Consider the following 25,417-nt stretch of genomic DNA (forward strand, 5'->3'; position numbering starts at 1 on the left):
TCAGATCGGATCCTGCGCTGGTTCTGCGTTGATTCTGAGGAGGGCAGATGGACGGTCGTCGGCTGTTCCGGCTGCTTCTCACACGGTGGATGATCATCGTCGCCGTCGTCGAGCTCGGTGCGCTGGGCGGAGCCGCGTTCACCCTCCTCGCCACCCCGAAGTACACCGCGGAGTCCGAGCTGCTCGTGTCGGCGCTCGGCGGGGAGAGCACCACCGACCTCGCTCAGGGCAACAGCTACTCGCAGTCGCAGGCGCGCAACTTCAGCCTGATCGCGACCCGGAACTCGGTGCTCGACCCCGTCATCTCGACCCTCGGCCTGCACACCACCACGGGGGCGCTCTCCCAGCAGATCTCGGTCTCCGTACCGCTCAACACCTCGCTGATCAGCGTGTCCGTGGAGGACACGTCGCCGTCGCGTGCCGCGGCGATCGCCAACGCCGTGGGCGCGAGCCTGAGCAACGTCGTGTCGAACGTGACGCCGCGCCGTAGCGACGGGACCCTCCCGGTGAGCCTGCAGACCGTGCAGCAGGCGACGGTGCCGCGCGCGCAGTCCTCGCCCAACGCCTCCGTCTCGATCCTCCTCGGCGCGCTCCTCGGCTTCGTCGTCGCCGTCGCGGTGCTCGTCGGACGCGAACTGGTCGGCGCGAAGGTCCGCAGCACGGACCAGCTGCGTCAGCTCGGCGACCTCACCATCCTCGGCTCCGTCGCCCAGGACCGGTCGATCACCGGCAACTTCGTCGCACTGGGGAGCAGCGCGTACTCGCGGCGGGCGGAGGAGTTCCGTCAGCTGCGCACGAGCCTGCGGTTCCTGCAGACCGGCAAGGACCGCAAGGTGTTCGTGGTGACCTCGTCCGTGCCCGGCGAGGGCAAGAGCGTGACCGCCGCCAACCTGGCCGCGGTACTGGCGGCCTCCGGTTCGTCGGTGTGCCTCGTCGAGGCGGACCTGCGGAGGCCGTCGCTCGGCGCCTACCTCGACCTCGAGGACAGCGTGGGGCTGACCAGTGTGCTCGCGGGCGACGTCGGCGTCGACGACGCGATGCAGACCTGGGGGTCCGACGGGCTGCGCGTGCTGCTCGCCGGCCAGATCCCGCCGAACCCGAGCGAGCTCCTCAGCTCGCTCGCGGCCGAAGAGCTCTTCGTCGTGCTGAGCGACCGCTTCGACACCGTGATCGTCGACTGCCCGCCACTGCTGCCCGTGACCGACGCCGCGATCATCGCCCGATACTTCGACGGCGCCATCATGGTCGTCGGGTGCGGGACGGTCCAGGTGCGGGAGTTCCGCCGCTCGCTGGAGATGCTGGATGCGGCGGGCGTGCCGCTGCTCGGGGTCATCGCCAACCGCACGCCGGCGGACGCCGAGTCGAAGTACCAGCGCGCCTACACCAGCACCGAGCGCTCGACGACTCCGGAGAGCGCACCGGAGCCCACCGGCGAGCCGGAGAGCCGCCTCCGCCGGGAGCCCAGCGACGCCGATGCCCGACGCTGACAGCGCGACGATCCTCGTCGTCTGCACCGGCAACATCTGCCGCTCCCCGTACCTGGAGTTCGTGCTGCGCGAGGCGCTGGCGGAGGTCGGAGCAGACGACGTCGCCGTGCATTCGGCCGGGACCCGCGCCGTCGTCGGCAGCCCCATCGCCGACGAGATGGGCGAGCTGCTCGCCGGGGACGGCATCGATGCGGGCTCCTTCCGGGCCCGCCAGCTGACCCGCGACCTGATCGAGGGCGCCGACCTCGTCCTGACGGCCGACCGTGGTCACCGCAAGGACGTGCTGCAGCTCGATCCCCGTGCGCTGAACCGCACGTTCACCATCCGTCAGTTCGCCCGGCTCGTCCCGATCGCCGCCGGCCTCCCCGATCCGCGGCACCGAGCCGACGGCTCCGCCCGCGACCGTCTCGATCGCCTGATCGAGCGATGCAGCGCAGCCCGAGCGCACACCCCGCCGGTCGGGCAGGACGACGATGTGGCGGACCCGTGGGGTCTGACACAGGACGACTACGAGCGCGCCGCCGGGCAGCTCGGGCCGGCCGCCCGCGTGGTCGCCGACGCACTGAGGGCGCGCGCCGCCCGGCCTCAGCCGTAGCGACGCGCGCCCTCAGGTTCGCAGCGGGACTACTTCTTCGTGAGCGTCACTCCGAAGTACTCCATGTCGTTCACGAGCGGCTTCGCCGTGACCGTGTAGGGCGAGGTACCGGCGAGCACCGTCTGGCCTCCCCGCACGATCGTCGCCGACACGGTCCCGGTGGTCAGCGGCACCGTGGTGGCGGTGACGCCGGCCGGCACGTCGACCGTCTTGACGGTGCTGCCGACGGTGATCTTGACCGTCGCCGGAGCGGTGAGCATCGTCAGCACCTCGACCGTGTTGCGCGGCGCGGTGCCCGTCCCGTCCAGGTTGGGCGTCTGCACCCGGCCGATCTGCGGCACCGCGGTGGTGAGCTGATCGCGATGCGTGATGTACGCCGAGTCGGAGGTGATCTTCGGCGCGGACCCGGTCTTGAACTGCGCGAGGTAGTAGGCCGAGACATCCAGGAAGGTCACACCCTGGTTGTCCGACGGCGCCACGTCCGTGTTCTCGCTGTAGTCGTTCCACGTGGCGATCTGGACGAAGTCCGCGCCGTCCGAGATGGCCTTGTTCCAGGAGGCCCGGAGGGTCTCGGTGTTGCCCGCTTCGGCGTACTTGCCACCGTTCGGGCGCGAGTCCTGGACCGCGACCGGCTGCATCCACTTGTCACCGAGCGCGTGCGCCCGGGCGGCGAGGTCCGGCGTGGCCTGGATGGTCGCCGCCGTTCGGGCGCCCCACTGGCTGAGGCCGTAGCTGATCGGCGAGAAGGCCGCCAGGTTGGCGTCGCTGGCGTTCTGCAGCACGGCGATGAACGCGACCGAGATGCCGTAGGTGTTCTTGAGATCACCGATGACGCTCGACCACCAGGCCGGCGACTTGTCCTCGGCGGCGAAGGAGCTCAGCACGTAGCGGCCGTCGCTCAGCTTGTAGGCCGACGAGTACGAGTACAGCTTGGCGAGGGAGGCGGCGATCGCCGCCGGCGACGCGTTGACCGCGCCGGAGCTGGCGTCGACGTTCGGGACGACCGTGAAGCCGCGCTTCGCGTCGGCCGCGGCCTGCATGAGCCGGACGGTGGTGTCCCAGTTCTGGCCGGACCAGCTCATCACGTCGACCGTGAAGCCGTCGATGCCCGCGTCCGCGGCCTGGTCGACCTCGGTCCCGAGGTCGGTCGTGCGCCAGTCGCCCGAGAGCGGGGCGCGGCCGATGGGACGGTCGCGGAGCAGTCCGCCGTAGGCGGCGTGCTTGCCGCCCTCACCCTCGGGGTCGATGTAGTTGCGGGCGTAGTAGTCCGAGGCCGGCGATGCGTTGTCGATCGAGACCGGGTAGGGCGGGAAGTAGTGCGCGAAGACCTTCTTGGCGGAGCTGCCGGGAGCCGGGATGGCGAACGAGCCGCCGATGCCGGTGGCCGTGGGCGGGGTCACGACCGGGTCCTCGGTGGGGCTGGGCGCCGGGGTGGGCGTCGCGGTCGGCTTCGGCGCGCTGGTGGGCGTCTCGGTCGGCGTCGGCGTCGCGGTCGGCGTCGCCGTCGGAGTGGGGGCCGGTGTGGCCGCGTCCGCGTAGCGGATCGACAGCGTCGGCGAAGTGAAGGTCGTCCCGACGTAGCGCTGCGCGTAGCCGATCTCGAACGACGTCTCCGCCGCTCCGGCGACGATCGCCGACGGGTTCAGCGGGATGCTGACCGTCGTCCCGCGCACGGCCTTCGTGAGCGCCGTGTTCACGGGTGTGCTCCCGGAGGCCGGACGGTTCGCAGCCGTCAGCGTCGCCGCCTTCCAGGACGACGAGGTCGGGTAGACCTGGAATCCGGCGGCGGTCGCGGCCGTCGACTGGACGCGCACGGTGAGGGTGGCGGAGCCGATCTTCTTCTTCGCGTCGAGGGTTCCGGTCGGGAAGGCCACGAACGCCCGGTCCGCGCTCGCGGTCGCGCTGAGGTACGGGTACTGGTTGTGCGGGGACGTCGGCTGCCGGGAGGTGATCCATGTCGACCGCGACGCGTTGAGCGACACGGACGGCGCGTCGGCGGCGGCGGTCGCCGCGCCGATCGGGATGGCCGCCGTGACCGCGAGGGCGGCGGCGGAGACCGCCACCACGGCGGTCATCAGCCGTCGCCGAAGGGTGGAAGAGGTCTGATGGCGGTTCTCGGAGAGGCGGTGCTTTCCGGGGAGGGTCATGTTCGGGTTCCAATGTGGGGTCGATTGGCCGGTGCCCGCGCGGGGGACGCAGGCTCCGGGACCGGGTGCCTGGAGCATGGCAGGGGTGCTCACTGCTCGGCGACACCCAAAGGGGGGGTCTCGAATTGCAGACCAAGCTATGTCGGGAATCCGCCTGCGTCAAATCCCTGATCACGCCCCGATCCCCCGAACAGGGGTCGTGGCCAATGGCCCAGAGCTATCTACACTCATTACATGAGATTTCTTCGACTTGCTTTCGCGGCGGCGCTGATCGCCGCGCTCGCGGGATGCACGTCGCAGCCCACGCCGAACGCGCAGGCGTGCCAAGGCTGGGAGAAGGCGAACAATGCCTGGGTCGCCGCCGAGGGATCCGACGCCACCTCCGCCGCCTCGATCGCCGCGCACCGCGCGTCCCTCCGCGACAATCTCGCGAGCGCCGCGAGCACCGCATCGGGGGGCATCGCCACCGCGATGAAGCGGACACTGCAGGCCATGCCCGAGAACGCCCTCCACATCATCGAACCCGGCTCGACCGCGCGACCCGAGTACACCGCCAACAGCACGCGCGTGGCAGAGGCCTGCGCGAAGGGCGGCGACCAGGTCGAGCTCCAGGCGCCTCCCGCCACTCCGTGACGCAGGATGCCCCCCGAACGGGGTTCGCTCCGTTCTAAGAACTGATGTAACCTCATCTTTATGAACGGTTGAGGAACTCTCAGTTTATTCTCGGCCGTTCCGCACTCACTGCAACCCGAATGCACCCGTGCGAACGACGCGATCCTGTGCTGGCCGCATCGCGGTGCTCCCGCACGTTCGGGAACAGAAACGACTGCACCGAGCGGCCCACGCACACGACACCGTCCGGGGGAGGACAAACCCATGACCGTCATCAAGCCCAGGATCGCGTTCGCCGATGCTCGACGGGCCCAGGTCCCGACAGCGTCGTCGGAGCGCACCTGGGCCCGCCGATACCGCCAGCACCTGATGCTCACCGACACGGCCATCGTCCTGGCCTCGACGATCGGTGCGATGTTCCTGCGCTTCGGCTTCGACGACACCGCGACCCCGGTGGCCGGCTTCCCCACCGACTACCTCACGCTCTCGCTCTTCATCGCCCTGACGTGGCTCGGGATGCTCTCCCTGTTCCACACCCGGGACCCGCGCGTCATCGGGGTCGGCCTCGGCGAGTACAAGCGGGTCGTCAACGCCACCGCACTCACGTTCGGGCTGCTCGCCATCCTGTTCCTCATCGCCAAGATCGACATCGCGCGCGGCTACTTCGTCGTGGCCCTCCCGGCCGGCATGGTGTGCGTGCTCACGTCGCGCTGGCTGTGGCGGCAATGGCTCACCCGCCAGCGGCTCCACGACCACTACCTGTCGCGCGCGCTCGTCGTCGGCGGCATCCGGGATGTCGACTACGTCGTGAAGCAGATCGACCAGGCGTCGGGCGCGGCCTACAAGGTCGTCGGCGTCTCCCTCGACACGGGCAAGCGCACCGGGGCCAAGAAAGAGGCGGCGCTCAGCGGCAGCATCGCCACCACGACGCGCGAGGTCCCCATCGTCTCGGACCTCGACGGCGTGGCCCAGGCGGCCTCCCGGCTCGGCGCGGACACGGTCATCGTCGCCGGGAGCGCCCTGGGCGGCGCCGAGTACGTACGCCGGCTCTCCTGGAAGCTGGAGGGCACCGCGACCGATCTCGTGCTCGCCTCGCCGCTCACCGACGTTGCCGGTCCGCGCATCCGGTTCCGCCCCGTCGAGGGGCTGCCGCTCATCCAGGTGGAGATCCCGCAGTTCGAGGGCGGCAAGCACCTGATGAAGCGTGCGTTCGACATCTGCTCGTCGGCATTCGGCCTCCTGCTGATCTCGCCCCTCCTTCTCATCATCGCCGCGCTCATCAAGCTGGACGACGGCGGCCCGGTCTTCTTCAGCCAGGAGCGCGTGGGGCGCCGCGGCGAGACGTTCCGGATGTACAAGTTCCGGTCGATGGTGGTGGATGCGGAGGCACGGCGGGCGGAGCTCGCCTCCCTCGACGAGGGCAACGGCGTGCTGTTCAAGATGAAGAACGACCCCCGCATCACCCGGCTCGGCGCGGTGCTGCGCAAGTTCTCGCTCGACGAGCTCCCGCAGCTGTTCAACGTGCTCCTCGGCGACATGAGCCTGGTCGGGCCTCGTCCGCCCCTGGAGTCGGAGGTCAAGGGGTACGCCAACCACGTGCACCGCCGCCTCTTCATCAAGCCCGGCCTGACCGGCATGTGGCAGGTCAACGGCCGCTCCGATCTCTCGTGGGACGAGAGCGTGCGCCTGGACCTCTACTACGTCGAGAACTGGTCGCTGCTCGGCGACCTCGTCATCATCTGGCGGACCATCCGCGTGATCGCCCACCCGGCGGGAGCGTACTGACCGTGGCCGCCGCAGCAGACCGGATGAACGGAGAGACCATGCCACGACGAGTCGGGTACGCAGCGGGCGCCTTCGACCTGTTCCACATCGGGCACCTCAACATCCTGAAGCACGCCAAGAGCCAGTGCGATCATCTGATCGCGGGCGTGGTGTCCGACGAGATGCTGCGGCTGACGAAGGGCATCGACCCGGTCGTCCCGCTGGCGGAGCGGCTCGAGATCGTGCGGCACATCTCGTTCGTGGACGAGGTGCACGCCGAGACCGTCCCCGACAAGCTGGACACCTGGCGCGAACTCCACTTTGACGTGTTCTTCAAGGGCGACGACTGGCGCGGGACCGCCAAGGGGCTCCGCCTCGAGCGCGAGTTCGCCGAGGTGGGGGTGGAGGTCGTCTACTTCCCGTATACCGTGTCGACGTCCTCGACCCAGCTGCGCGCCGCGCTCGCGGCCCTCACGGGCTGAGTCGCTCAGACCCGAACGCTCGGACCCGGACGCTCAGACCACCCGCACCCCGCCCGCCAGCACCAGCTCGCGGGTCGGGGCCAGCACCAGGGCCTCCGGCACGTTCTGCGCGTCCACCAGCACGACGTCGGCGGGGGCTCCCGCGACCAGGTCGTGCACCGGGCGCCCGACGAAGCCCGCGGCGTCGCTCGTCGCGAGGCGGACGACGTCGGTCAGCTCCTCGTCGCGCCGCGCGCCGGAGAGCTGGGCCAGGCGGGTCGCGAGGCGCAGCAGGTCGCCGTCTCCGTACGGGCCCCAGAGGTCGCGGATGCCGTCGGTGCCGAGCCCGACCGGCACGCCGGCGGCGCGCAGATCGGCGAGCGGGAGCCGGGACGCGTTGATCGGCGCGACGGTCGTGATCGAGACGCCGGCCTCCCGCAGCTCCTCGACGAGGGCGCGCTGGCGGGCGGGCGGCAGGTCGGCGATGGCGAAGCCGTGCGCCACGTTGACCCGGCCGGCGAGGCCGAGGGCACGCGTGCGCTCCAGGATGAGGTCGTACTCGAAGGCGCCGAGCTCGCCGCCCTCGTGCAGGTGGATGTCGAGGCCGACGCCGCGCCGGTCGGCGATCTCAAACAGCGCGTCCAGCTGGCCCACCGGGTCGCGGTCGATCAGCGCGGGGTCGAGCCCGCCGACGTGATCGGCGCCCTCGGCCGCGGCGCGGTCGAGCAGCTCCAGCACGCCGGGCCGGCGCAGCACGCCGTCCTGCGGGAAGGCCACGATCTCCAGGACCACCGGTACGCCGAGGGCCGCCACGGCCTCCCGCACCACCGCGATGCCGCGGAGCCCGACGCCCAGGTCGACGTCGACGTGCGACCGGAACGCGGTGGTCCCCTGCGCGACGAGCGCCCGCAGCAGCTGCAGCGTGCTGTCCGGGCTCGGGATGCCGAGCTCGTCGCGGTGCGCGCGCTCGTGCGCGATGCGCCCCTGCGTCGTCGCCTCGCCGCCGTATGGCACCCACTCGCGACCCCACCAGCTCTTGTCGAGGTGCGCGTGCGCGTTCACGAGTCCGGGGAGGGCGAGCAGCCCGCGGCCGTCGATCGTCTCGCCGCCGGCCGGCTCCGGGCGTGCGGGGTCGTGGGGTTCGACCGCAGCGATCGCGCCTTGCTCGATCAGGATGTCGGAGGCCGCACCGCCCCACGGCCGGACGTTCGTCAGCAGCACGGTCGCCTCCTGCGCGTCGCTCATCGGTCCGCGAACCGATCGGTCGCCTCGATCAGGGCGTCGAGGATGCCGGGCTCGTCGAACGCGTGCCCCGCGTCCGGGATCATGCGCAGCTCGGCCTCCGGCCACGCCCGGTGCAGGTCCCACGCCGTCATCGGCGGGGTGCAGGTGTCGTAGCGGCCCTGCACGATCACGCCGGGGATGTCGGCGAGCGTGTGCGCATCCCGGATCAGCTGCCCGTCCTCGAACCAGCCGCCGTGGGTGAAGTAGTGGTTCTCGATGCGGGCGAACGCGACCGCGTACTCCGGCTCGGTGAAGGTCGCGACCAGCTCGGGCCGCGGCAGCAGTGTGATGGTCGACGACTCCCAGCGCGACCACGCGACCGCGGCCGGACCGTGCACGGCGGGGTCGGGATCGGCGAGCAGTCGACTGTAGGCGCGGATGAGGTGGCCGCGCTCCTCGACGGGCACCGGCTCCAGGAATCCCTCCCACAGGTCGGGGAACAGCGCCGCCGCCCCGCCCTCGTAGAACCAGTCGAGCTCCTGGGCGCGCAGCGTGAAGATGCCGCGCAGCACCAGCTCGGTCACGCGGTCGGGATGCGTCTGCGCGTAGGCGAGGGCGAGGGTGCTCCCCCACGACCCGCCGAAGACCTGCCACCTCTCGACGCCGAGGTGCTCGCGCAGCCGCTCGATGTCGGCGACGAGGTGCCACGTCGTGTTGAGCGACAGATCGGCCTCGGGCTCGCTCGCGTGCGGGAGGCTCTTGCCGCAGCCGCGCTGGTCGAACAGCACGATGCGGTACTTCGCCGGGTCGAAGAGGCGCCGGTGCGTCGGCGTCGTGCCGCCTCCCGGGCCGCCGTGCAGGAACACGACCGGCTTGCCCTCGGGGTTGCCGCTCGCCTCCCAGTACAGCTGCTGGCCGTCGCCGACGTCCAGCATTCCGGTCTCGTACGGCTCGATCTCGGGGTACAGGCTGCGCATGCTGTCGAGGCTACCGGTCGGTCAGAGGCGCGACGCGGTCACCGCGAACGTGTCGCACGCCTGCGCGCCCTGCTGGTAGCCGGTGGTGAACCAGCGCTGCCGCTGCTCGGCCGAGCCGTGCGTCCAGCCCTCCGGGTCGACCCGGCCCGTGGAGGCCTCCTGGATGCGGTCGTCGCCGACCGCGGCCGCCGCGCTCAGCGCATCCTGGATCTGCGCCGTCGTGATCGGCTGCAGGAACGCGACGCCGTTCTCGTCGGTGGTCGTCGACGCGGCGGCCGCCCAGGATCCCGCGAAGCAGTCGGCCTGTAGCTCGAGCCGGACACTGTCGGACGCCGCACCCGTCTGCCGGCTGGTGTGCTGCGCCATGATCCCGCCGATGTTCTGGATGTGGTGCCCCCACTCGTGCGCCACGACGTACATCTCGGCGAGCGGTCCGCCGCTCGACCCGAACCGCGAGCGCAGCTCGTCGTAGAAGCCGGTGTCGACGTAGATGGTCCGGTCGGAGGGGCAGTAGAACGGTCCCGTCGCGCTCGAGGCCGAACCGCATCCCGTGCTCGTCCCTCCGGTGAAGAGGATGAACTCGGGAGACGTGTACCGCCCGCCGAGCGCCGGCAGCTCCGTTGCCCAGTACGCCTCGAGCGACGCGGCCGCACCCTTCATCCGGCAGTCGACGCTGGCGTTGGCGTCCGCGCCGGTGGTGCACTCCTGCAAATCGGTGCCGGTGCCGATCTGCTCGGTGCCTGTGGTCCCGCCGCCCAGGAGGCCGCTGACATCCACCCCGAGCAGCTGCGCGATCAGGAAGATCGCGACCGCGCCGATCCCCACACCGCCCGCAGCGATCCCCGCGGTCCGCCCCCGGCGCTTGACCTTGCCCCCACTGATGTCCGCATCCGGATTGAACGTCATGCCGCACACGGTACCGCGGAGGGAGGCGGGCGGGTATCGGTCGATCCTTCGTCGCGCCGACCGCCTGCTCCTCCGCTCCGGGTGCAGACTGTGCGCGTGCAGTCGATCCGCGCCACCATCCGGCTCCTCCCCGGAGGCCGCCGCTCGCCCGTCAGCCTCGATCGCGGGTACCGCCCGCATCTGGTGGTCGCGGACGGCGACCCTCTCGGTGTGGTGATTCGCGGCGTCAGCAGAGCTCGCCTGGAACCCGGCGGCGTCGAGGTCGAGGTTCTGGTCGAGCTCCCGTACGACATCGACTACGGCACGCTCGTGGCGGGCGCGACCTTCAGCCTCCTCGAGGGACCGAACGTGGTCGGGACGGGGATCGTCCTCTGACGTCGACCGTCGGAACGCTGACGATGCCCTCCCGTCAGGGCCCCTCGGATCCGGCATCCCCGCCGCACACCCCGCGGGCTAGGCTCGCAGCATGAGCACCTCCCCCGTCACTGTGACCATCACCGGGGCCGGCGGGCAGATCGGGTACGCCCTGCTGTTCCGCATCGCCTCCGGCCAGCTCCTCGGGCCGGACGTGCCCGTGCGTGTGCGCCTCCTCGAGATCCCGGCCGGGCGCTCGGCCGCGGAGGGCACGGCACTGGAGCTGCAGGACGGCGCCTTCCCGCTGCTGCACTCGGTCGACGTGACCGAGGACGCGAACGCTGCCTTCGACGGCGCCAACGTCGCCCTGCTGGTCGGCGCCCGCCCGCGCGGCGCCGGGATGGAGCGGGCCGATCTGCTGGAGGCCAACGGTGCGATCTTCGGGCCGCAGGGAGCGGCGATCAACGCGGGCGCGGCGGACGACATCCGCGTGCTCGTCGTCGGCAACCCGGCCAACACCAACGCGCTCATCGCGAGCGCGCACGCACCGGATGTGCCGGCCGAGCGCTTCACGGCGATGACCCGCCTCGACCACAACCGGGCGGTGGCCCAGCTGGCCGCGAAGCTCGACGTGCCGGTCACCTCCATCGAGCGCGTGATCGTCTGGGGAAACCACTCCGCCAGCCAATACCCGGACCTCAGCCATGCGACCGTCGACGGCCGTCCCGCCACCGAGCTGGTGGACGAGCGCTGGCTCGCCGACGAGTACATCCCGCGGGTGGCGAAGCGCGGCGCCGAGATCATCCAAGTGCGCGGCTCCTCCAGCGCGGCCTCCGCGGCGAGCGCCGCCATCGACCACGTGCACGACTGGGTGAACGGGACCGGCGACCGCTGGACCTCCGCCGCCATCGTCTCCGACGGCAGCTACGGCGTGCCCGCCGGGCTGATCTCGTCCTTCCCGGTGCGCGCCGTCGACGGCGAGTGGCGCATCGTGGATGGCCTCACGATCGACGACTTCTCCCGGCAGCGCATCGACGCCTCCGTCGCCGAGCTCGTGGAGGAGCGCGACGCCGTGCGGGCGCTGGGGCTGCTCTAGCCGGCAGGCTGATCCCTCCGCACCCACGGAGCCCAGACGCCGCCCGCGGGCAGCGCCTCCTTCGCGGCCGCCAGGCGCTCCGGCGGCAGGTCGTCGCGCAAGACCCCGCCCGTGCCCGATCGGTCACCCCACCGGAGCCCGCTCGTCACCCATCCCGGAGAGGGCACGTCCACGCTCTCGGTGAACTCGCCGTGCACGATCGCGGCGACGACCCATTCGAGCTCTTCCGTCACACTCACGACGTCCTCGTCGCACGCGTCGCATCCGCACCGCGGGAAGACATGGTCCTGCAGAGCACCGGCATGCACGAAGACACCGGGATAGTCGGTGAGGACGACGGTGAGAGGTGCGGCGCCCGGAGCCACTGGCGTCAGACGAACCGCGCGCACCGCGGGAGGCGTGAACGACACATCGCTCTCGACGGCCGGGTCGTCGACGACGGTCACGTCGTACTCCTCCGTCAGCCAGCGGATGAGCGCCTCCGCCACGGCGTGCAGCGGCGCGTACCGCTCGGGATGGCTCACGCGCGAGTACGCCTCCTCCGGCACCTCGCCCATGCCCCAGCGGTGACCGTACGGGATCGGCTCGCCGCTCTCATCGAGGAACTCGACGACCGGCCACTCGGGCCGCACATACTTGCTCATCCGTTCACGGTATCCACGGGAGGCGGCGCGCGCACGGACCGACCCATCCAGATGACGCAACACGCCGCCTCTCCTGGTGGAGAGACGGCGCGTTGTGACGGCTCGTCGGCGCGGGGGCTGGGTCAGCGCTTCTTCTGGCTCTTCTCCTGCGCCGGGAGCGTGCCCGCGGCGCGGTGCTCGGCGAAGTAGGCGCGGGCCTCGGCCTGGCGCTCGCCCTCGGCGCCGGTCGCGATCTTCGCGCGTACCAGCTCCGGTCCGTAGCCGAACGCGTCGACCAGGTCGACGGCGTGCGGGCGGATGCGCGTGAGCAGCCGGTCGATGTAAGCGGTGACGGCCTGTGCGCGCTGGGGCGAGAGGCGGCCGTGGATGAGGTACCAGGCGAGGTGCTTCTCGATCAGCCCGAAGCCGAAGAGGTCGCGCAGCCACGTGAGCACCTGCTTTGTCCCGGCGTCGGGAGCCTGCTCCAGCGCCTCGGTGAACGCCTCCCACTGCAGCAGCTCGCCGTGGGCGCGGGCGGCCTCGATGAGCTCGTTCTGCTGCGCGTTGAACAGCTCGGCGGCGGCCTTCTTGTTCAGCTTGGAGGCGGGGCGCAGCCGGCCGGCGATCTCGCCGACCATCGTCTCGACCCGGTCGGTGAGCAGCTCGCGCTGCGTCTGCGACTCCTGCAGCCAGTTGACCGAGCGCGCGGTCGAGCCGAAGTCGCGCACGGTCTGGGCGACGGTCCGCAGGCCGCTGCCGTGGTACGCGCGGCCGGCGGCGTGGGTCACGACGTAGCGGGCGAGGGCGCCGGCGTCCGCCTTGGCGAACTTGCGGCTGTAATCGGTCAGCAGACGCTTCGCGACCAGCTGCAGCAGCACGTTGTTGTCGCCCTCGAAGGTGACCCAGATGTCGAGGTCCTGGCGGAGGGAGGTGACGCGGTTCTCGGTGAGGAAGCCGGAGCCGCCGCACGCCTCCCGCGCCTCCTGCAGCGTGTCGAGCGCGTGCCAGGTGCTGAGCGGCTTGAGCGCCGCGGCGATGGTCTCGAGGTCCTGCCGGTCGTCGTCGGAGTCGGCCTTTCCGCTGAAGACGTCGTCGAACTTGTGCAGGAACACCTCGTGGGCGAAGCTCGCCGCGTACGTGGTCGCGAGCAGCGGGAGCAGCCGGCGCTGGTGCCGCTGGTAGTCGAGCAGCACCTCCTCGTCGGTGTCGCTGCCGGCCGTGAACTGACGGCGCTCGGCCGCGTAGGTCAGCGCGATCTTCAGGCCGATCTTCGACGCGATGGTCGCGGAGCCGTCGAGCGAGACCCGGCCCTGCACGAGCGTACCGAGCATCGTGAAGAAGCGGCGGCCGGGGCTCTGGATGGGGGAGGTGTAGGTGCCGTCCTCGGCGACGTCGCCGTAGCGGTTGAGCAGATCGGTGCGCGGGATGCGGACGCCGGTGAAGTGCAGACGGCCGTTGTCGATGCCGTTGAGGCCGCCCTTCTGGCCGTCGTCCTCGCCGCCGACGCCGGGCAGGAACGCACCGTCCGCATCCCGGATCGGGACGTAGAAGGCGTGCACGCCGTGGTTGACGTTCTTCGTGACGAGCTGCGCGAACACGACGGCCGCGGTCGCGTCGACCGCCGCGTTGCCGAGGTAGTCCTTCCATGCGCCGCGGAACGGGGTGTCGAGCACGAACTCCTGCGACTCGGGGTCGTAGGTCGCCGTGGTCGCGATGCTCGCGACATCGGAGCCGTGCCCGGTCTCGGTCATCGCGAAGGCACCGGGCACGTCGAGCGACATGATCGCCGGCAGGTACTTCTCGTGGTGCGGCGCGGTGCCGAGGTGCAGCACCGCCGCGCCGAAGAGGCCCCACTGCACGCCCGACTTGATCTGCAGCGACGGGTCGGCCGTCACCAGCTCCTCGAACGCGGCGATGTTGCCGCCGTGGTCGTCCTCGCCGCCGACCGACTTCGGGAAGGCGCGGTGCACCTGGCCGTTCTCGACCAGCAGGCCGAGCTGCTCGAAGACACGCTTGCGGTGATCGGCGACCGAGAGGCCCTCGATCTTCTGCATCTCGGGCCGGCTGGACAGCTCCCGCGACGCCAGTCGCGCCTCGGCCCAGTCGCCGAGCAGCTGACGGCCCAGCGCCTCGACGTCGACGCGCGGCGAAGCGCCCGCGGCGGAAGCCGGAGTGGGGCGGGATGCGGCGGCAGGGGTGGCGGGGACGCGCTCGGCGGTATCAACCATGAGTTCCTCTTCGATTCTCTCGGGGTCTCTGCCACGGTACGACCGCATCTCACAGAGCGGAAACGCGCGGTGCGCCGCCTACAAAACGCGGCGGCGACGTCCGCGACGCGATTGGTGGGATCCTCCAAAACAGACTGCGCCGGCTTGGAGGATCCGCAACCTCAGGCCGCTCGGCGAGCCTGCCGCGGGGCTGCGCGCAGAGCGTCGCGGGCGGGGGCGGCATCCCGGCCGGTGACCACGCTGCCGGGGTTCAGCTGGGCGTCGCGCTCGATGCGCGCGCCGTTGCCGATCATCGCGTCGGCCCCGATCTTGGCGTTGCTGCCGATCTTCACGTTGCTGCCGACCACACTGCCCGCCCCGATGTGGACGTTCGCACCCACGAAGGTGCGGTCGCCGATCGTGGTGCCGCGGTCGATCCAGCTGCCGGCGCCGACGTAGGCGTCGAGCCCGACGCGTGCGTCAGCCTCCACATACGCTGTCGGCTCGATGTACGCCGACTCGGCCACCCGCGCGGTGGGAGCGACCAGCCCCCGGCCGTTGGCGTGCCGCCGATACCTGATCACTGCGCCGGTCTCGTCCTCGAGCTCTTCGATCATCCGTGCCATCGTTCTCCTCCTTCGAGATCGTCGCGTATCCGAACATCTGTACAACACCGGAGGACGCACGAAGATTCCCTGATCGCCCCGGAGAACGGCCACCGTACGCCCGGGAGCGCTCGGAGACCAGGGGTTCGGATGGGAGAGGGCTGAGGAGTCGGTGGAAGTCGGCCGAGGAGCGGCCCGCGAGGTTAGCCCTGCGCCGCCACCACGTCGATGAGCGCCTGGCCGTAGGCCTCGCGCTTCTTGGCGCCGATCCCGCTGATGCCGTCGAGGTCGCCCAGGCTCGCCGGGCGGGCGGAGGCGACGGCGCGCAGGGTGGCGTCGCCGAACACGATGTAGGCGGGGACCCCCTGCGATTTCGCCTCGCCGGCCCGCCACGACCGCAGCGCTTCGAACAGGGGGAGGTCGGTCGGCGCGACGTCGGACGGGGCGGCACTGCGGGAGGACCGGCTGGCGCGCTCCGGGCGTTCGGGCTCGCGGCGCAGGATGACCTGTCGCTTCCCGGCGAGCACCTCGGCGCTCCCGGGCGTGAGCACGAGCACCCCGTATTCGCCTTCGGGCTTGAGCAGCTCCTGCGCGATGAGCTGCCGCACGACTCCGCGCCACTGGCTCTCGGAGAGGTCGGCGCCGATGCCCCAGGTGGAGAGGGCGTCGTGGCCGTGCTGGTCTACGCGGGGCGTGCGCTTGCCGCGCACGATGTCGACGAGGTGGCCGGCGCCGAAGCGCTGGTTGCGCTCGCGGGCCAGCCGCACGACGGTCGAGAGGAGCTTCTGGGCCGGCACCGTGCCGTCCCAGCTCTCGGGCGGTGTGAGGCAGGTGTCGCAGTTGCCGCAGGGCTCGGAGCGCTGGCCGAAGTAGCCGAGCAGGTTCACCCGGCGGCACTGCACCGTCTCGCAGAGGGCGAGCATGGCGTCCAGGTGCTGGGTCAGCCGCCGGCGGTGCGCGAGGTCGCCCGGGGAGTCGTCGATCATGCGGCGCTGCTGCACGACATCCTGCAGCCCGTAGGCGAGCCACGCGGTCGACGGGAGGCCGTCGCGCCCGGCGCGCCCCGTCTCCTGGTAGTAGCCCTCGACGGACTTGGGGAGGTCGATGTGGGCGACGAACCGCACGTCCGGCTTGTCGATGCCCATGCCGAAGGCGATGGTCGCGACGACGATCACGCCCTCCTCGCGGAGGAACCGAGCCTGCGTCCGCGCGCGCAGCCCGGCGTCGAGGCCGGCGTGGTAGGGCAGGGCGGTGAGGCCGCGGGCGGAGAGGAACTCCGCCGTGCGCTCGACCGAGTTGCGCGACAGGGCGTAGACGATGCCGGCCTCGCCGGGGTGCTCGACCGTGATGAAGTCGAGCAGCTGCTTGCGCACCTCCACCTTCGGCACGATGCGGTACTGGATGTTCGGCCGGTCGAAGTCGGCGACGAAGTGCTCGGCACCCTCCAGTCGCAGGCGCGACGTGATCTCGCGGTGCGTCGCGTCGGTCGCGGTCGCCGTGAGGGCGATGCGAGGGACGTCGGGCCAGCGGTCCGCGAGCTCGGAGAGCGCCAGGTAGTCCGGCCGGAAGTCGTGGCCCCACTGCGACACGCAGTGCGCCTCGTCGATCGCGAAGAGGGCGATGCGTCCGCGCTCCAGGAACCGCTTGGTCGCCTCCGACGACAGGCGCTCGGGCGCGACATAGAGGATGTCGAGCTCGCCGGAGAGGTACGCGCTCTCGACGGCGGCCCGCTGCTGCGGATCCTGAGTGGAGTTGAGGAACGCCGCCCGGACGCCGACGGCGGTGAGGGCGTCCACCTGGTCCTGCATGAGGGCGATGAGCGGCGACACGACGACGCCCGTTCCCTCCCGCACCAGCGACGGGATCTGGTAGCAGAGGCTCTTGCCGCCTCCGGTGGGCATGAGCACGACCGCGTCGCCGCCGGAGACCACCTGGTCGATGATCTGCGCCTGCTCGCCGCGGAAGCTGTCGTACCCGAAGACCGTCTTGAGCGCTTCCGCGGGGGTCGCGAAGCGAGGAGCGGTGATCGCGGGGGCGCGGGTCGCGGCGGCCACGGCGGGCGCGGATCCGCCGGCGAGCGGGGCACCGGCGGGCGGCACGTCGTCGAACGGCACGCCCGCGTACGGGTCGTCGCCGAAGTCGGGCATCGGCGGCTCGTCCTCCAGCGGCGGCGCGTCGCGATCGTCCGGCACCCAGGCGTTCCAACTCATCCCTCGATCGTAACGAGGACGGCTGACCGTCGGCCCCGCCCTCCGCGGATCTGTGGATGCTCGCCGCACTCCACAGCCCTCCGATACGATCACGGCATGCGTCGGCTCATCGTCACCGAGTTCATGTCGCTCGACGGCGTCGTCGAGGCACCCGGCGGCGAGCGCAGCCACCGTCACGGGGGCTGGACCTTCCCCTATGCGACGGATGCGCTGCAGGCCGCGAAGCTGCAGGAGATCCAGGAGGCCGGCTCCCTTCTGCTGGGTCGTCACACGTACGAGCAGTTCGCCGAGGCCTGGCCGCCGCGCGAGGGCGAGTTCGCCGACCGGATGAACGACCTCCCGAAGACCGTGGTCGCCTCCGGTCACGAGCCGCTCGACTGGAACGCGTCCCGGCTGGACACGGCGGCCTCCGGCACCGTGCGCGCTGCCGTCGCCGCACTCAAGGAGGGCGAGGGCGGCCCGATCCTCGTCGCGGGCAGCGCGACCCTGGTCCGTTCCCTCGTCGTCTGGGGTCTCGTCGACGAGCTCCGGCTCCTCGTCTACCCCGTGCTGCTCGGCGGCGGTCGGCGGATCTTCCCCGACGACCGGGAGAAGTGGACCTTCGAGCTCGCCGAGCTCGAGCGCTACGACAGCGGCGCCGTGCTCCACGTCTACCGCTTGGCCGGGAGCTGATGCCGGCCGTCGCGCTCGGCCTCCTCAGCGCCATCGTCTACGGTTCCGCCGATTTCGTCGGCGGCGTGGCGGCGAGGCGCATCGGGGCCCTCCGGGTGACCGCGGTCGGGGCGGTCAGCGGGCTGGTTCTGCTGTTCCTCTCCCTCCCCCTGGTCGGCGGAGCGTGGACGCCCGCCGCCATCGGCTGGGGTGCGCTCTCCGGCGTGATCGGCTCCGTCGCGGTGTTCCTCCTCTATGCCTGCCTCGCGATCGGGCCGATGAGCATCCTCTCGCCGCTCACCGCGGTGATCTCGGCGATCGTCCCGCTGACCTGGGGACTGATCGGCGGCGACCGCTTCGCCCCGATCGGCTACGTCGCCCTCGGCGTCGCGCTGATCGCGGTCGTGCTCGTGGGCTTCGTGCCGGAGCGCGGCGCCGTGCGTCCCAGCGGCCGCGCGCTGCTCATGGCCGTCGGGGCGGGCGTCTTCATCGGCGCCTTCCTCATCCTGCTCGACCAGACCCCGGCCGACTCCGGTGTCGTGCCGTTGATCGCGAACCGCGCCGTCAACGGGGCGATCATGTGGACGGTTGTCGGCCTCGTGCTGCTGCGTGCGCGCACCCGGGCGCCGGGCGGAGACCGGTTCACCGCTCCCGGCGCCGGGCTCGCCGCCGCGAGCGGGGTGCTCGACGCCTCGGCCAACGTCCTCATCCTGATCGGGCTGCGCGCCGGCGACCTGTCGACGATGTCGGTGCTGGTCGCGCTGTACCCGGCCGGCACCATCCTGCTCGCGGCGATCGTGCTGCGGGAGCGCATCGCCCCTGTCCAGTGGATCGGGCTGGCGCTCGCGATCGGCGCCGCGGGGATGCTCGCCGCGGCCTGAGGCGCGCACGCATTCGGCACGAATGCGCACTTTGGCGGCGCCAAAGCCGCGATTCGTGCCGAATGTGCGTCGCCGCAGCCGCGGGACCCGCCCGCGGGTATCGTGGGTCGCCGAGCAGCCGCGGAGCCGACTAGCCGCGCAGCCGAGCAGGGAGGGCCCCGATGAGCACACCGCACGATCCGGCGGACGAGCTGGAGAACGGCCGCGAGCACCTCGGCGACGTCAGCCAGGCGGTCCAGGACTTCGCGAGCGAGCAGGAGGGCTACCACAAGGGCCTCTCGGCACGGCAGCTGCAGATGATCGCCATCGGCGGCGCGATCGGCACCGGCCTCTTCCTCGGCGCCGGCGGACGGCTCGAGCAGGGCGGCCCGCTCCTGGTGTTCGTGTACGCGATCTGCGGCTTCTTCGCGTTCTTGGTGCTGCGGGCACTCGGCGAGCTGGTGCTGCACCGGCCGTCGTCGGGCTCGTTCGTGTCGTACGCGCGCGAGTTCTACGGCGAGAAGATGGCGTACGTCGCCGGATGGATGTACTTCCTCAACTGGGCCATGACCGCGATCGTCGACTCCACGGCGATCGCCCTCTACGTGAAGTACTGGACGCTCTTCACCTCCGTGCCGCAGTGGCTGCTCGCCCTGATCGCGCTCGTGGTGGTCGTCAGCCTGAACCTGATCTCGGTGAAGGTCTTCGGCGAGATGGAGTTCTGGTTCGCGCTGATCAAGGTCGGCGCGCTCGTGGCGTTCCTGGTCGTGGGCATCGTGGTGCTGGCGGCGGGATGGCCGACCGACCTGGGCCCGACGGGCGTCGCGATGCTCGCCGAGAACGGCGGGTTCCTGCCGCACGGCGTCGCCACTATCGCGATGGCGATCGTGCTCGTGCAGGGCGTGGTGTTCGCCTACGCCGGGGTGGAGCTGGTCGGCATCGCAGCGGGCGAGACGGCGAACCCCGAGAAGATCATGCCGCGCGCGATCAACAGCGTAGTGTTCCGGATCGCGGTGTTCTACTGCGGCTCGGTGCTGCTGCTGGCGCTACTCCTCCCGTCCAGCGCGTACAGCGCGAGCGAGAGCCCGTTCGTGACGTTCTTCAGCCACCTCGGCGGCCCGCAGCTCAGCGCCATCGTGGGCTCGGTGATGAACTTCGTCGTGCTGACCGCCGCCCTCTCCAGCCTGAACGCGGGGATGTACTCCACCGGCCGCATCCTGCACTCGATGGCGCAGACCGGCGCCGCCCCCGCCTTCACCGGCCGCATGAACACCCGCGGCGTGCCGTACGGCGGCATCCTGCTCACGGCTGCGATCGGCGTGCTCGGCGTGTTCCTCAACCTGGTGGTGCCCAAGCAGGCGTTCGACATCGTCCTGAATGTCGCGGCGCTGGGCATCATCACGAGCTGGGCGATGATCATCCTCTGCCAGATGCAGCTGCGGCGCTGGTCGTTGCAGGGGCGGATGGCGCGCCCGTCGTTCCGCCTCTTCGGAGCGCCGTTCACCGCGTATCTGACGCTCGCGTTCCTCGTGCTCGTGCTGGTGCTGATGGCGTTCGACTATCCGACGGGGACGTGGACGGTCGCCTCGCTCGTGGTCATCATCCCGCTGCTGATCATCGGCTGGTACGCGCAGCGCGGCCGCATCCTCGAGATCGCGCAGAAGCGCGAGGGGTACACGGGCGCCCACCCGGTCGTCGCGTCGCGGCGGCGCCCGCGCCCGCCGCGCCGTCCCTGAGCCGAGGGCCGGGAGACGCTCCCGCCAGGTTGTAAGGCTAGCCTTGCCTCTCTAGGCTGAGGGCGACATGAAGAACATCAGCACGCGACTGCTCCTGACCTGCGCCGCCATCGGCGTGGCCGGCGGCATCGTCTTCTCGATCTCCGCCTACATCTCGGGCACCGTCGCCGCGGCGGCCCCGATGTTCTACGGCGCGGTGATCGGCGTGTATTTCCTGCCGGGCGTGATCGCCCAGGCGCTCCTGCGCCGCGGCGGGGTCGCCCTGATCACGTCGGTGATCGCGGGGCTGGTCTCCGTGCCGTTCCAGCCGATCGGGTTCGCGGCCGTCATGGCGGCCGGCTCGATCGGGCTGCTGCAGGAGGTGCCGTTCGCGATCACGCTGTACCGCTACTGGAGGGCGTGGCTGTTCTACGTGGCCGTCACCATCGCGGGGCTGATCTTCGGGTTCGGCGTCTTCATCGCGCAGGGCGCCGACCTGGCGGAGCCGTGGGTGCAGGTCGTCCACATCGGGCTGTTCGTGGTCAGCCCCATCCTCTTCACCTGGCTCGGGCGCGTCGTCGCCGCCGGGCTCGACCGCACCGGAGCCGGTCGCGGGCTGCAGCTGCCGATCGTGCGCCCGCGCCGCCGCGACTCCGAGCCGCTGCCGATGATGGCCGCCTGACCGCCGTGGCGGCGGGACCCGCTCCCCTGCGGGTGCAGGGCGTGCGCATCCGGCACGAGGGCGCCGCGTCGTGGACGCCGGACGGGGTGGAGGTCGCGGTCGCGCCGAGCGAGGTGCTGCTGGTCCTCGGGCCGAGCGGCTGCGGCAAGTCGACGCTCGCGCTCGCCCTGAACGGGCTCGTGCCGCACGCGGTCCCGGCGACGATGGAGGGCACGGTCGTCGTCGGCGGTGTGGACACGGCGGCCGCCCGCGTCGCCGATCTCAGCGAGCACGTAGGGATGGTGTTCCAGGATCCGGACGCGCAGCTGGTGACCGCGACCGTGCTGGACGAGGTGTGCTTCGGCCCCGAGAACCGGCTGGTGCCCGCCGCCGAGGTGCTCGCGCGCGCTGAAGGTGCATTGCGCGCGGTCGGGCTCTGGGAGCGCCGGGCCGACGACCCGGACACCCTCTCGGGCGGCGGCAAGCAGCGGCTGGCGATCGCGTGCGCCCTGGCGCTGGACGCCCCGCTCCTAGTGCTGGACGAGCCGACCGCCAACCTCGATCCCGCGGGTGCGGAGGAGGTGTACCGGCTGCTCGGCGACCTGGTCGCGGACGGCTCCGGGCGCGCGGTCGTATTGGTCGAGCACAATCTCGACGCCGCGATGGGCATCGTGGACACGGTGCTGGTGCTGGATGCCGACGGTCGGCCGGTCGTGCATGGCCCGGCATCGACGGTCCTCCGTGAGCGCGCGGAGGAGCTGGCCGCCCTGGGCGTCTGGCTGCCGACCGCGACGCTCGCCGGGCTGCGGCTGCGCCGGGCGGGGCTCGCGATCGACCCGCTGCCGCTGACACCCCAGGAGCTCACGGCCGGTCTGGCGCTGCTGCCCGAACCGCTCGACGCGGCGGTCTCCGGCCGGCCCGACGACGCATCCGCCACCGGCCCGACGCCCGCGCCCGCTGCCACCTCCGCGCCCGCTGCCATCGCCGTCTCCCACCTCACCCTCCGCCGCGGACGCCGGGAGGTGCTGCACGACGTCTCCCTCCGGGTCGCGCAGGGCGACTTCGTCGCGGTGGTCGGTCCCAACGGCGCAGGCAAGAGCACGCTCGTCCAGGCGATCGCGGGCGTGCTGCGGCCTCCCCGCGGCACGGTCGCGCTCGGCCGTCCCGATGGCTCAGGCGACCCCGCCGCCCTCGATCCCGCCCTCGATCCCGCGCGCGCTTCCGCGGCCGACCTCGCCGCCACCGTCGGCTTCGTCTTCCAGAACCCCGAGCATCAGTTCGTGGTGCACACCGTCGTCGACGAGCTCGCCTACGGCTTCCGCCAGCAGCACCTCCCCGCCGCGGAGGTCGACGAGCGCGTCGAGCGGATGCTCGCGACCCTCGGCCTCGGCGCCCAGCGCGACGCGCATCCCTTCCTCCTCTCCGGCGGCCAGAAGCGGCGGCTCTCGGTCGGCACGGCGCTGATCGCGGGCGCCCCGCTGCTCGTGCTCGACGAACCGACGTTCGGGCAGGACCGGGCGCGCGCCGCCGAACTGCTGGAGCTGCTGGCCGCTCTCAACGCCGCGGGCACGACGGTCGTCATCGTGACGCATGACCTGGGGCTCGCGGCCGAATACGCCTCGCACGTCGCCGTGGTCGATGGCGGTCGCGTCGCCGCCTTCGGTGCCACGGCGGACATCCTGCGCGACACCGAGCTGCTGGAGGGCGCGGGCCTGCGCCGGCCTCCCCTGGTGCGCGCCCTGGCCGATCCGCGGGTGCCGGCACCGTTGCGCGGGCTCACCCGACTGCGCGATCTGCCGGGAGGCGCACCGTGAGCTTCCTCTCCGCCGACCCCTACGGCACCGGCACCCCGGTCACCGGCCGGTTCCTGCACCACCTCAACCCGCTCGCCAAGGTCGCCGCCGTCGTGCCGGCCTGGGTCGCGCTGCTGTTCACGCGGGACGTGCTCACGCCGCTCGTGCTCCTGCTGCTCGGGATGCTGCTCCTGCTCGTCGGCGCGCGACTGCGGCCGACACTGCTGGTCGCACTGCTCGTCGGGGTGCCGGTCGTGGTGCTCGTGATGGCGGTGAGCTTCGGCTTCTGGACGGACGCGTCGCGCGTCGCCGACCGCACGGTGCTCTTCTCCATCGGCGCGTTCGGCTACACGGCCGGCGCCCTCGCCGTCGGCTTCGCGACCTCCCTGCGCCTGACCGCTCTGGTCGTGCTCGCCCTGGTCGGCGGCCTCACGACGACGGGACCGGATCTCGCGCGCGCCCTCGTGGCGCAGCTGCGCATCCCGTACCGGATCGGCTACACGGCCGTCGCCGCGTACCGGTTCGTGCCGCGCTTCGGTGCCGAGCTGACGCTGATCCGACAGGCGCAGCGGGTGCGCGGCGTGGCTCCCGGGCGCGGGCCGATCGCCGCGTTCCGCCGCGCGTTCGCGGCCGTCGTGCCGCTGCTGGCGTCGAGCATCCGGCACGCCGACCGGATGGCGCTGGCGATGGAGTCGCGCGCGTTCGGCGCGCACGCCACCCGCACCGAGCGGACGCCGTCGCGCTGGCGGGTGCGCGACACGGTGTTCACGCTCGCCGGCTGGGCTGCGACCGCAGCGGTCTACGTGCTCGTCCCCCGCTGACGCCCGATCAGCGGCATCGGCTCGCGGCGGCGGTCAGGAGCCGGAGGGGCCCTCGTTGCCGGCCGACTCGTCCGTGATGACGAGCCCGGAGGCGCGGCCGGCCGCGACGATCATCGACTCGATCCAGTCGCGGTTGATGCTGATGGCGCGGGAGCCGCTGTAGTAGATGTGGATCGGCACGCCGTTGTCCACCCAGATGGCGTGGCGTCCGCTGCCGCGCTCGACCGGGAGCGGCCAGGAGAGGAAGAAGTTCTCCCCGCGCCGGAGCTTCGTGCTGATCACGATCTGCAGGTGCGTCAGCACCCGGTCGTCGATCTCGAAGCTCTCACCGTTGTACGCGAGTGTTCCCACAGCCAAGCCTTTCAGCGGCGCCGGGACGGGTGAGGCGCCTCCTGGCAGGATACCTGCACCGGGCGACGCTCGGCACGAGGCGCGGTACAGTCGGAGGTGCTAACCGTACTCAGGCCCCGGAGGTTCTCCCGCACATGATCGTCAACCGGCTCACCGTGGATGGAAAAGACTACTTCCTGCCGGAGCCGGTGACGGAGTTGCGCACGAAGATCCTCGAGGCGGTCAAGGCCGGCGGCGGCTACGTCAACATCCCGCCGCTGCGCGGGGGCCCGGGCGTCGACATCCTCTTCTCCCCGGGCATGCCGGTGGTGTGGACCCAGATCGACGTGGGCGGCGACGGGTCGGTCGACTCCGGCATCGTCGAGCCCGACGCGGACCTCGACAGCCTCTAGTCGGGCCGAGCCCCGTGAAAGCGTGGGCCTAGGCCCGGGCGTACTCGCGCAGCCACTCGCCGAACTGCTGCTCGCCGGCGGGCTTGGCGATGAGGTAGCCCTGCGCGCGGTCGCAGCCGAGGACGCGCAGACGTTCGAGCTGGGCCCGCGTCTCCACGCCTTCGCCGACCGTGCGGATACCGCGCTCGTGCGCGAAGTCGATGACGGTGGCGATGGAGCGCTCGGCGTCGTCCGGCGCGACCAGGCGGCGGTCCAGCTTCAACTCGGAGGCACGCAGGTCGATCACCCGGCTCTGCGACGAGTGTCCGGCGCCGAAGTCGTCGATGGAGACGACCACCCCGATGTCGCGCAGCCGGTCGAGTCGTTCTGCGACGAGCGCGGGATCGGCGATCACCGTCTCCTCCGTCACCTCCAGGGTGAGGCGGGTCGGGTCGATCCCCGAGCTGTCGAGCTCCTCGCGGACGCTCACATAGAACTCCTCGGTCGCCAGCTGCGACGGCGCCACGTTCACGGCGACGTCGAGCGGGCGCCCCTTGCGCTGCCACGACACGGCGGCACGGCAGCCGGCTCGGAGCATCTGACGGCCGAGCTGGTGGATGGCGCGGGTGCTCTCGGCGATCGGGATGAAGACGGCGGGGGGAACGAAGCCCAACTCGGGATGCCGCCAGCGGCCGAGCAGCTCGGCCGCGACGACGCGTCCGGTGGGCACCGAGATCTGGGGCTGGAAGAACGGGACGATCTGCTCGTCCTCCACCGCGGCGGGCAGCTCGGCGACGAGGCGCTCGATGCTGCTCGACTCACGGATCAACGACATATATGCGATCGTTCCTGATCTGCATCCGAGAGTCAACGGGGGTTGCAATCGGCTTAAAGGGGTGTATACACCGATCCTGCTTTCGTCTCTA

The 25,417-nt window shown here is 71.4% G+C and carries 24 protein-coding genes; 14 read left to right on the forward strand and 10 right to left on the reverse strand.

The features are described 5' to 3' along the window. Positions 1-47 precede the first annotated feature (47 nt). Positions 48-1,487, forward strand: a complete 1,440-nt coding sequence (locus FHX33_RS16625) for a tyrosine-protein kinase domain-containing protein (RefSeq protein WP_021764714.1) — start codon at positions 48-50, stop codon at positions 1,485-1,487. Beyond that, positions 1,474-2,082 carry an arsenate reductase/protein-tyrosine-phosphatase family protein gene (locus FHX33_RS16630; RefSeq protein WP_183428743.1) on the forward strand — a complete coding sequence of 203 codons (609 nt, stop codon included), beginning with the start codon at positions 1,474-1,476 and terminating at the stop codon, positions 2,080-2,082. Before FHX33_RS16625 ends, FHX33_RS16630 begins: the two co-directional genes overlap by 14 nt. 29 nt (positions 2,083-2,111) lie before the next feature. Here FHX33_RS16630 and FHX33_RS16635 read toward each other — a convergent pair whose 3' ends face one another. Then, on the reverse strand, positions 2,112-4,229 hold the full coding sequence (locus FHX33_RS16635) for a glycoside hydrolase family 71 protein (protein WP_183428744.1): 2,118 nt from the start codon (positions 4,227-4,229) through the stop codon (positions 2,112-2,114). A gap of 234 nt (positions 4,230-4,463) precedes the next feature. On the opposite strand from FHX33_RS16635, the gene FHX33_RS16640 reads away from it, so the two are divergent. From FHX33_RS16640 to FHX33_RS16650, 3 genes are all read left to right on the forward strand, one after another. Further along, positions 4,464-4,862, forward strand: a complete 399-nt coding sequence (locus tag FHX33_RS16640) for a hypothetical protein (RefSeq protein WP_021758840.1) — start codon at positions 4,464-4,466, stop codon at positions 4,860-4,862. A 243-nt stretch (positions 4,863-5,105) separates the two neighbouring features. Continuing rightward, positions 5,106-6,626 (forward strand): sugar transferase, encoded by a 1,521-nt coding sequence (locus FHX33_RS16645; RefSeq protein ID WP_021758835.1) that lies wholly within the window; start codon positions 5,106-5,108, stop codon positions 6,624-6,626. 38 nt (positions 6,627-6,664) lie between these two features. After that, positions 6,665-7,087, forward strand: coding sequence for an FAD synthase family protein (locus FHX33_RS16650; RefSeq protein WP_039921311.1), 423 nt, complete (start codon positions 6,665-6,667; stop codon positions 7,085-7,087). 33 nt (positions 7,088-7,120) lie between these two features. Here FHX33_RS16650 and FHX33_RS16655 read toward each other — a convergent pair whose 3' ends face one another. Genes FHX33_RS16655 through ypfJ form a run of 3 tightly spaced genes read right to left on the reverse strand, consistent with a single transcriptional unit; the run spans position 7,121 to position 10,173 of the window. After that, positions 7,121-8,311 (reverse strand): amidohydrolase, encoded by a 1,191-nt coding sequence (locus FHX33_RS16655; RefSeq protein ID WP_183428745.1) that lies wholly within the window; start codon positions 8,309-8,311, stop codon positions 7,121-7,123. Beyond that, entirely contained in the window at positions 8,308-9,267 is a 960-nt protein-coding gene (gene pip / locus FHX33_RS16660; RefSeq protein WP_021758043.1) for a prolyl aminopeptidase, read from the reverse strand. The genes FHX33_RS16655 and pip overlap by 4 nt, the downstream gene beginning before the upstream one ends. 21 nt (positions 9,268-9,288) lie before the next feature. Next, positions 9,289-10,173 carry a KPN_02809 family neutral zinc metallopeptidase gene (gene ypfJ / locus FHX33_RS16665; protein ID WP_021758041.1) on the reverse strand — a complete coding sequence of 295 codons (885 nt, stop codon included), beginning with the start codon at positions 10,171-10,173 and terminating at the stop codon, positions 9,289-9,291. Positions 10,174-10,269: 96 nt separating this feature from the next. Here ypfJ and FHX33_RS16670 point away from each other — a divergent pair, with 96 nt between their 5' ends. Together FHX33_RS16670 and FHX33_RS16675 are read left to right on the forward strand one after the other, a co-directional pair. After that, positions 10,270-10,548 carry a hypothetical protein gene (locus FHX33_RS16670; protein ID WP_155828957.1) on the forward strand — a complete coding sequence of 93 codons (279 nt, stop codon included), beginning with the start codon at positions 10,270-10,272 and terminating at the stop codon, positions 10,546-10,548. Positions 10,549-10,639: 91 nt separating this feature from the next. Next, a complete protein-coding gene (locus FHX33_RS16675) occupies positions 10,640-11,623 on the forward strand; it encodes a malate dehydrogenase (RefSeq protein WP_021758038.1) in 984 nt (327 codons plus the stop codon). Here FHX33_RS16675 and FHX33_RS16680 read toward each other — a convergent pair. From FHX33_RS16680 to recQ, 4 genes are all read right to left on the reverse strand, one after another. Continuing rightward, positions 11,620-12,267 carry a DUF6226 family protein gene (locus tag FHX33_RS16680; RefSeq protein ID WP_021758037.1) on the reverse strand — a complete coding sequence of 216 codons (648 nt, stop codon included), beginning with the start codon at positions 12,265-12,267 and terminating at the stop codon, positions 11,620-11,622. The two genes, FHX33_RS16675 and FHX33_RS16680, sit on opposite strands and share 4 nt — an antisense overlap. A 122-nt stretch (positions 12,268-12,389) precedes the next feature. Continuing rightward, positions 12,390-14,474: an acyl-CoA dehydrogenase family protein gene (locus tag FHX33_RS16685; RefSeq protein ID WP_039921041.1), complete on the reverse strand. Its 2,085-nt coding sequence runs from the start codon at positions 14,472-14,474 to the stop codon at positions 12,390-12,392. A 161-nt stretch (positions 14,475-14,635) separates the two neighbouring features. Next, positions 14,636-15,079: a DapH/DapD/GlmU-related protein gene (locus tag FHX33_RS16690; protein WP_039921039.1), complete on the reverse strand. Its 444-nt coding sequence runs from the start codon at positions 15,077-15,079 to the stop codon at positions 14,636-14,638. Positions 15,080-15,261: 182 nt separating this feature from the next. Beyond that, the gene (gene recQ, locus FHX33_RS16695; protein WP_183428746.1) at positions 15,262-17,268 is read right to left on the reverse strand and encodes a DNA helicase RecQ; all 2,007 of its coding nucleotides are present in this window, start codon (positions 17,266-17,268) and stop codon (positions 15,262-15,264) included. A gap of 96 nt (positions 17,269-17,364) precedes the next feature. Between recQ and FHX33_RS16700 the strand changes: the two genes are divergently transcribed. From FHX33_RS16700 to FHX33_RS16725, 6 genes are all read left to right on the forward strand, one after another. Continuing rightward, positions 17,365-17,940, forward strand: coding sequence for a dihydrofolate reductase family protein (locus FHX33_RS16700; protein ID WP_021764287.1), 576 nt, complete (start codon positions 17,365-17,367; stop codon positions 17,938-17,940). Continuing rightward, positions 17,940-18,800, forward strand: coding sequence for a DMT family transporter (locus FHX33_RS16705; RefSeq protein WP_021764288.1), 861 nt, complete (start codon positions 17,940-17,942; stop codon positions 18,798-18,800). Before FHX33_RS16700 ends, FHX33_RS16705 begins: the two co-directional genes overlap by 1 nt. A 161-nt stretch (positions 18,801-18,961) precedes the next feature. Beyond that, complete coding sequence (locus FHX33_RS16710) at positions 18,962-20,515, forward strand: amino acid permease (protein WP_021764289.1); 1,554 nt, start codon at positions 18,962-18,964, stop codon at positions 20,513-20,515. A 67-nt stretch (positions 20,516-20,582) separates the two neighbouring features. Continuing rightward, positions 20,583-21,176 carry an ECF transporter S component gene (locus FHX33_RS16715; protein ID WP_183428747.1) on the forward strand — a complete coding sequence of 198 codons (594 nt, stop codon included), beginning with the start codon at positions 20,583-20,585 and terminating at the stop codon, positions 21,174-21,176. A 5-nt stretch (positions 21,177-21,181) separates the two neighbouring features. Continuing rightward, complete coding sequence (locus tag FHX33_RS16720; protein WP_183428748.1) at positions 21,182-22,969, forward strand: ATP-binding cassette domain-containing protein; 1,788 nt, start codon at positions 21,182-21,184, stop codon at positions 22,967-22,969. Next, positions 22,966-23,769 (forward strand): CbiQ family ECF transporter T component, encoded by an 804-nt coding sequence (locus tag FHX33_RS16725; protein WP_183428749.1) that lies wholly within the window; start codon positions 22,966-22,968, stop codon positions 23,767-23,769. Before FHX33_RS16720 ends, FHX33_RS16725 begins: the two co-directional genes overlap by 4 nt. A gap of 33 nt (positions 23,770-23,802) precedes the next feature. Here FHX33_RS16725 and FHX33_RS16730 read toward each other — a convergent pair whose 3' ends face one another. After that, positions 23,803-24,120 carry a DUF7882 family protein gene (locus tag FHX33_RS16730; RefSeq protein ID WP_039922040.1) on the reverse strand — a complete coding sequence of 106 codons (318 nt, stop codon included), beginning with the start codon at positions 24,118-24,120 and terminating at the stop codon, positions 23,803-23,805. A 134-nt stretch (positions 24,121-24,254) separates the two neighbouring features. On the opposite strand from FHX33_RS16730, the gene FHX33_RS16735 reads away from it, so the two are divergent. After that, complete coding sequence (locus FHX33_RS16735) at positions 24,255-24,512, forward strand: hypothetical protein (protein ID WP_021762799.1); 258 nt, start codon at positions 24,255-24,257, stop codon at positions 24,510-24,512. A gap of 28 nt (positions 24,513-24,540) precedes the next feature. Here FHX33_RS16735 and FHX33_RS16740 read toward each other — a convergent pair whose 3' ends face one another. Beyond that, positions 24,541-25,326: an EAL domain-containing protein gene (locus FHX33_RS16740; RefSeq protein ID WP_021762800.1), complete on the reverse strand. Its 786-nt coding sequence runs from the start codon at positions 25,324-25,326 to the stop codon at positions 24,541-24,543. Positions 25,327-25,417 lie beyond the last annotated feature (91 nt).

Source organism: Leifsonia aquatica (assembly GCF_014190775.1).
GTDB classification, from domain to species: domain Bacteria; phylum Actinomycetota; class Actinomycetes; order Actinomycetales; family Microbacteriaceae; genus Leifsonia; species Leifsonia aquatica.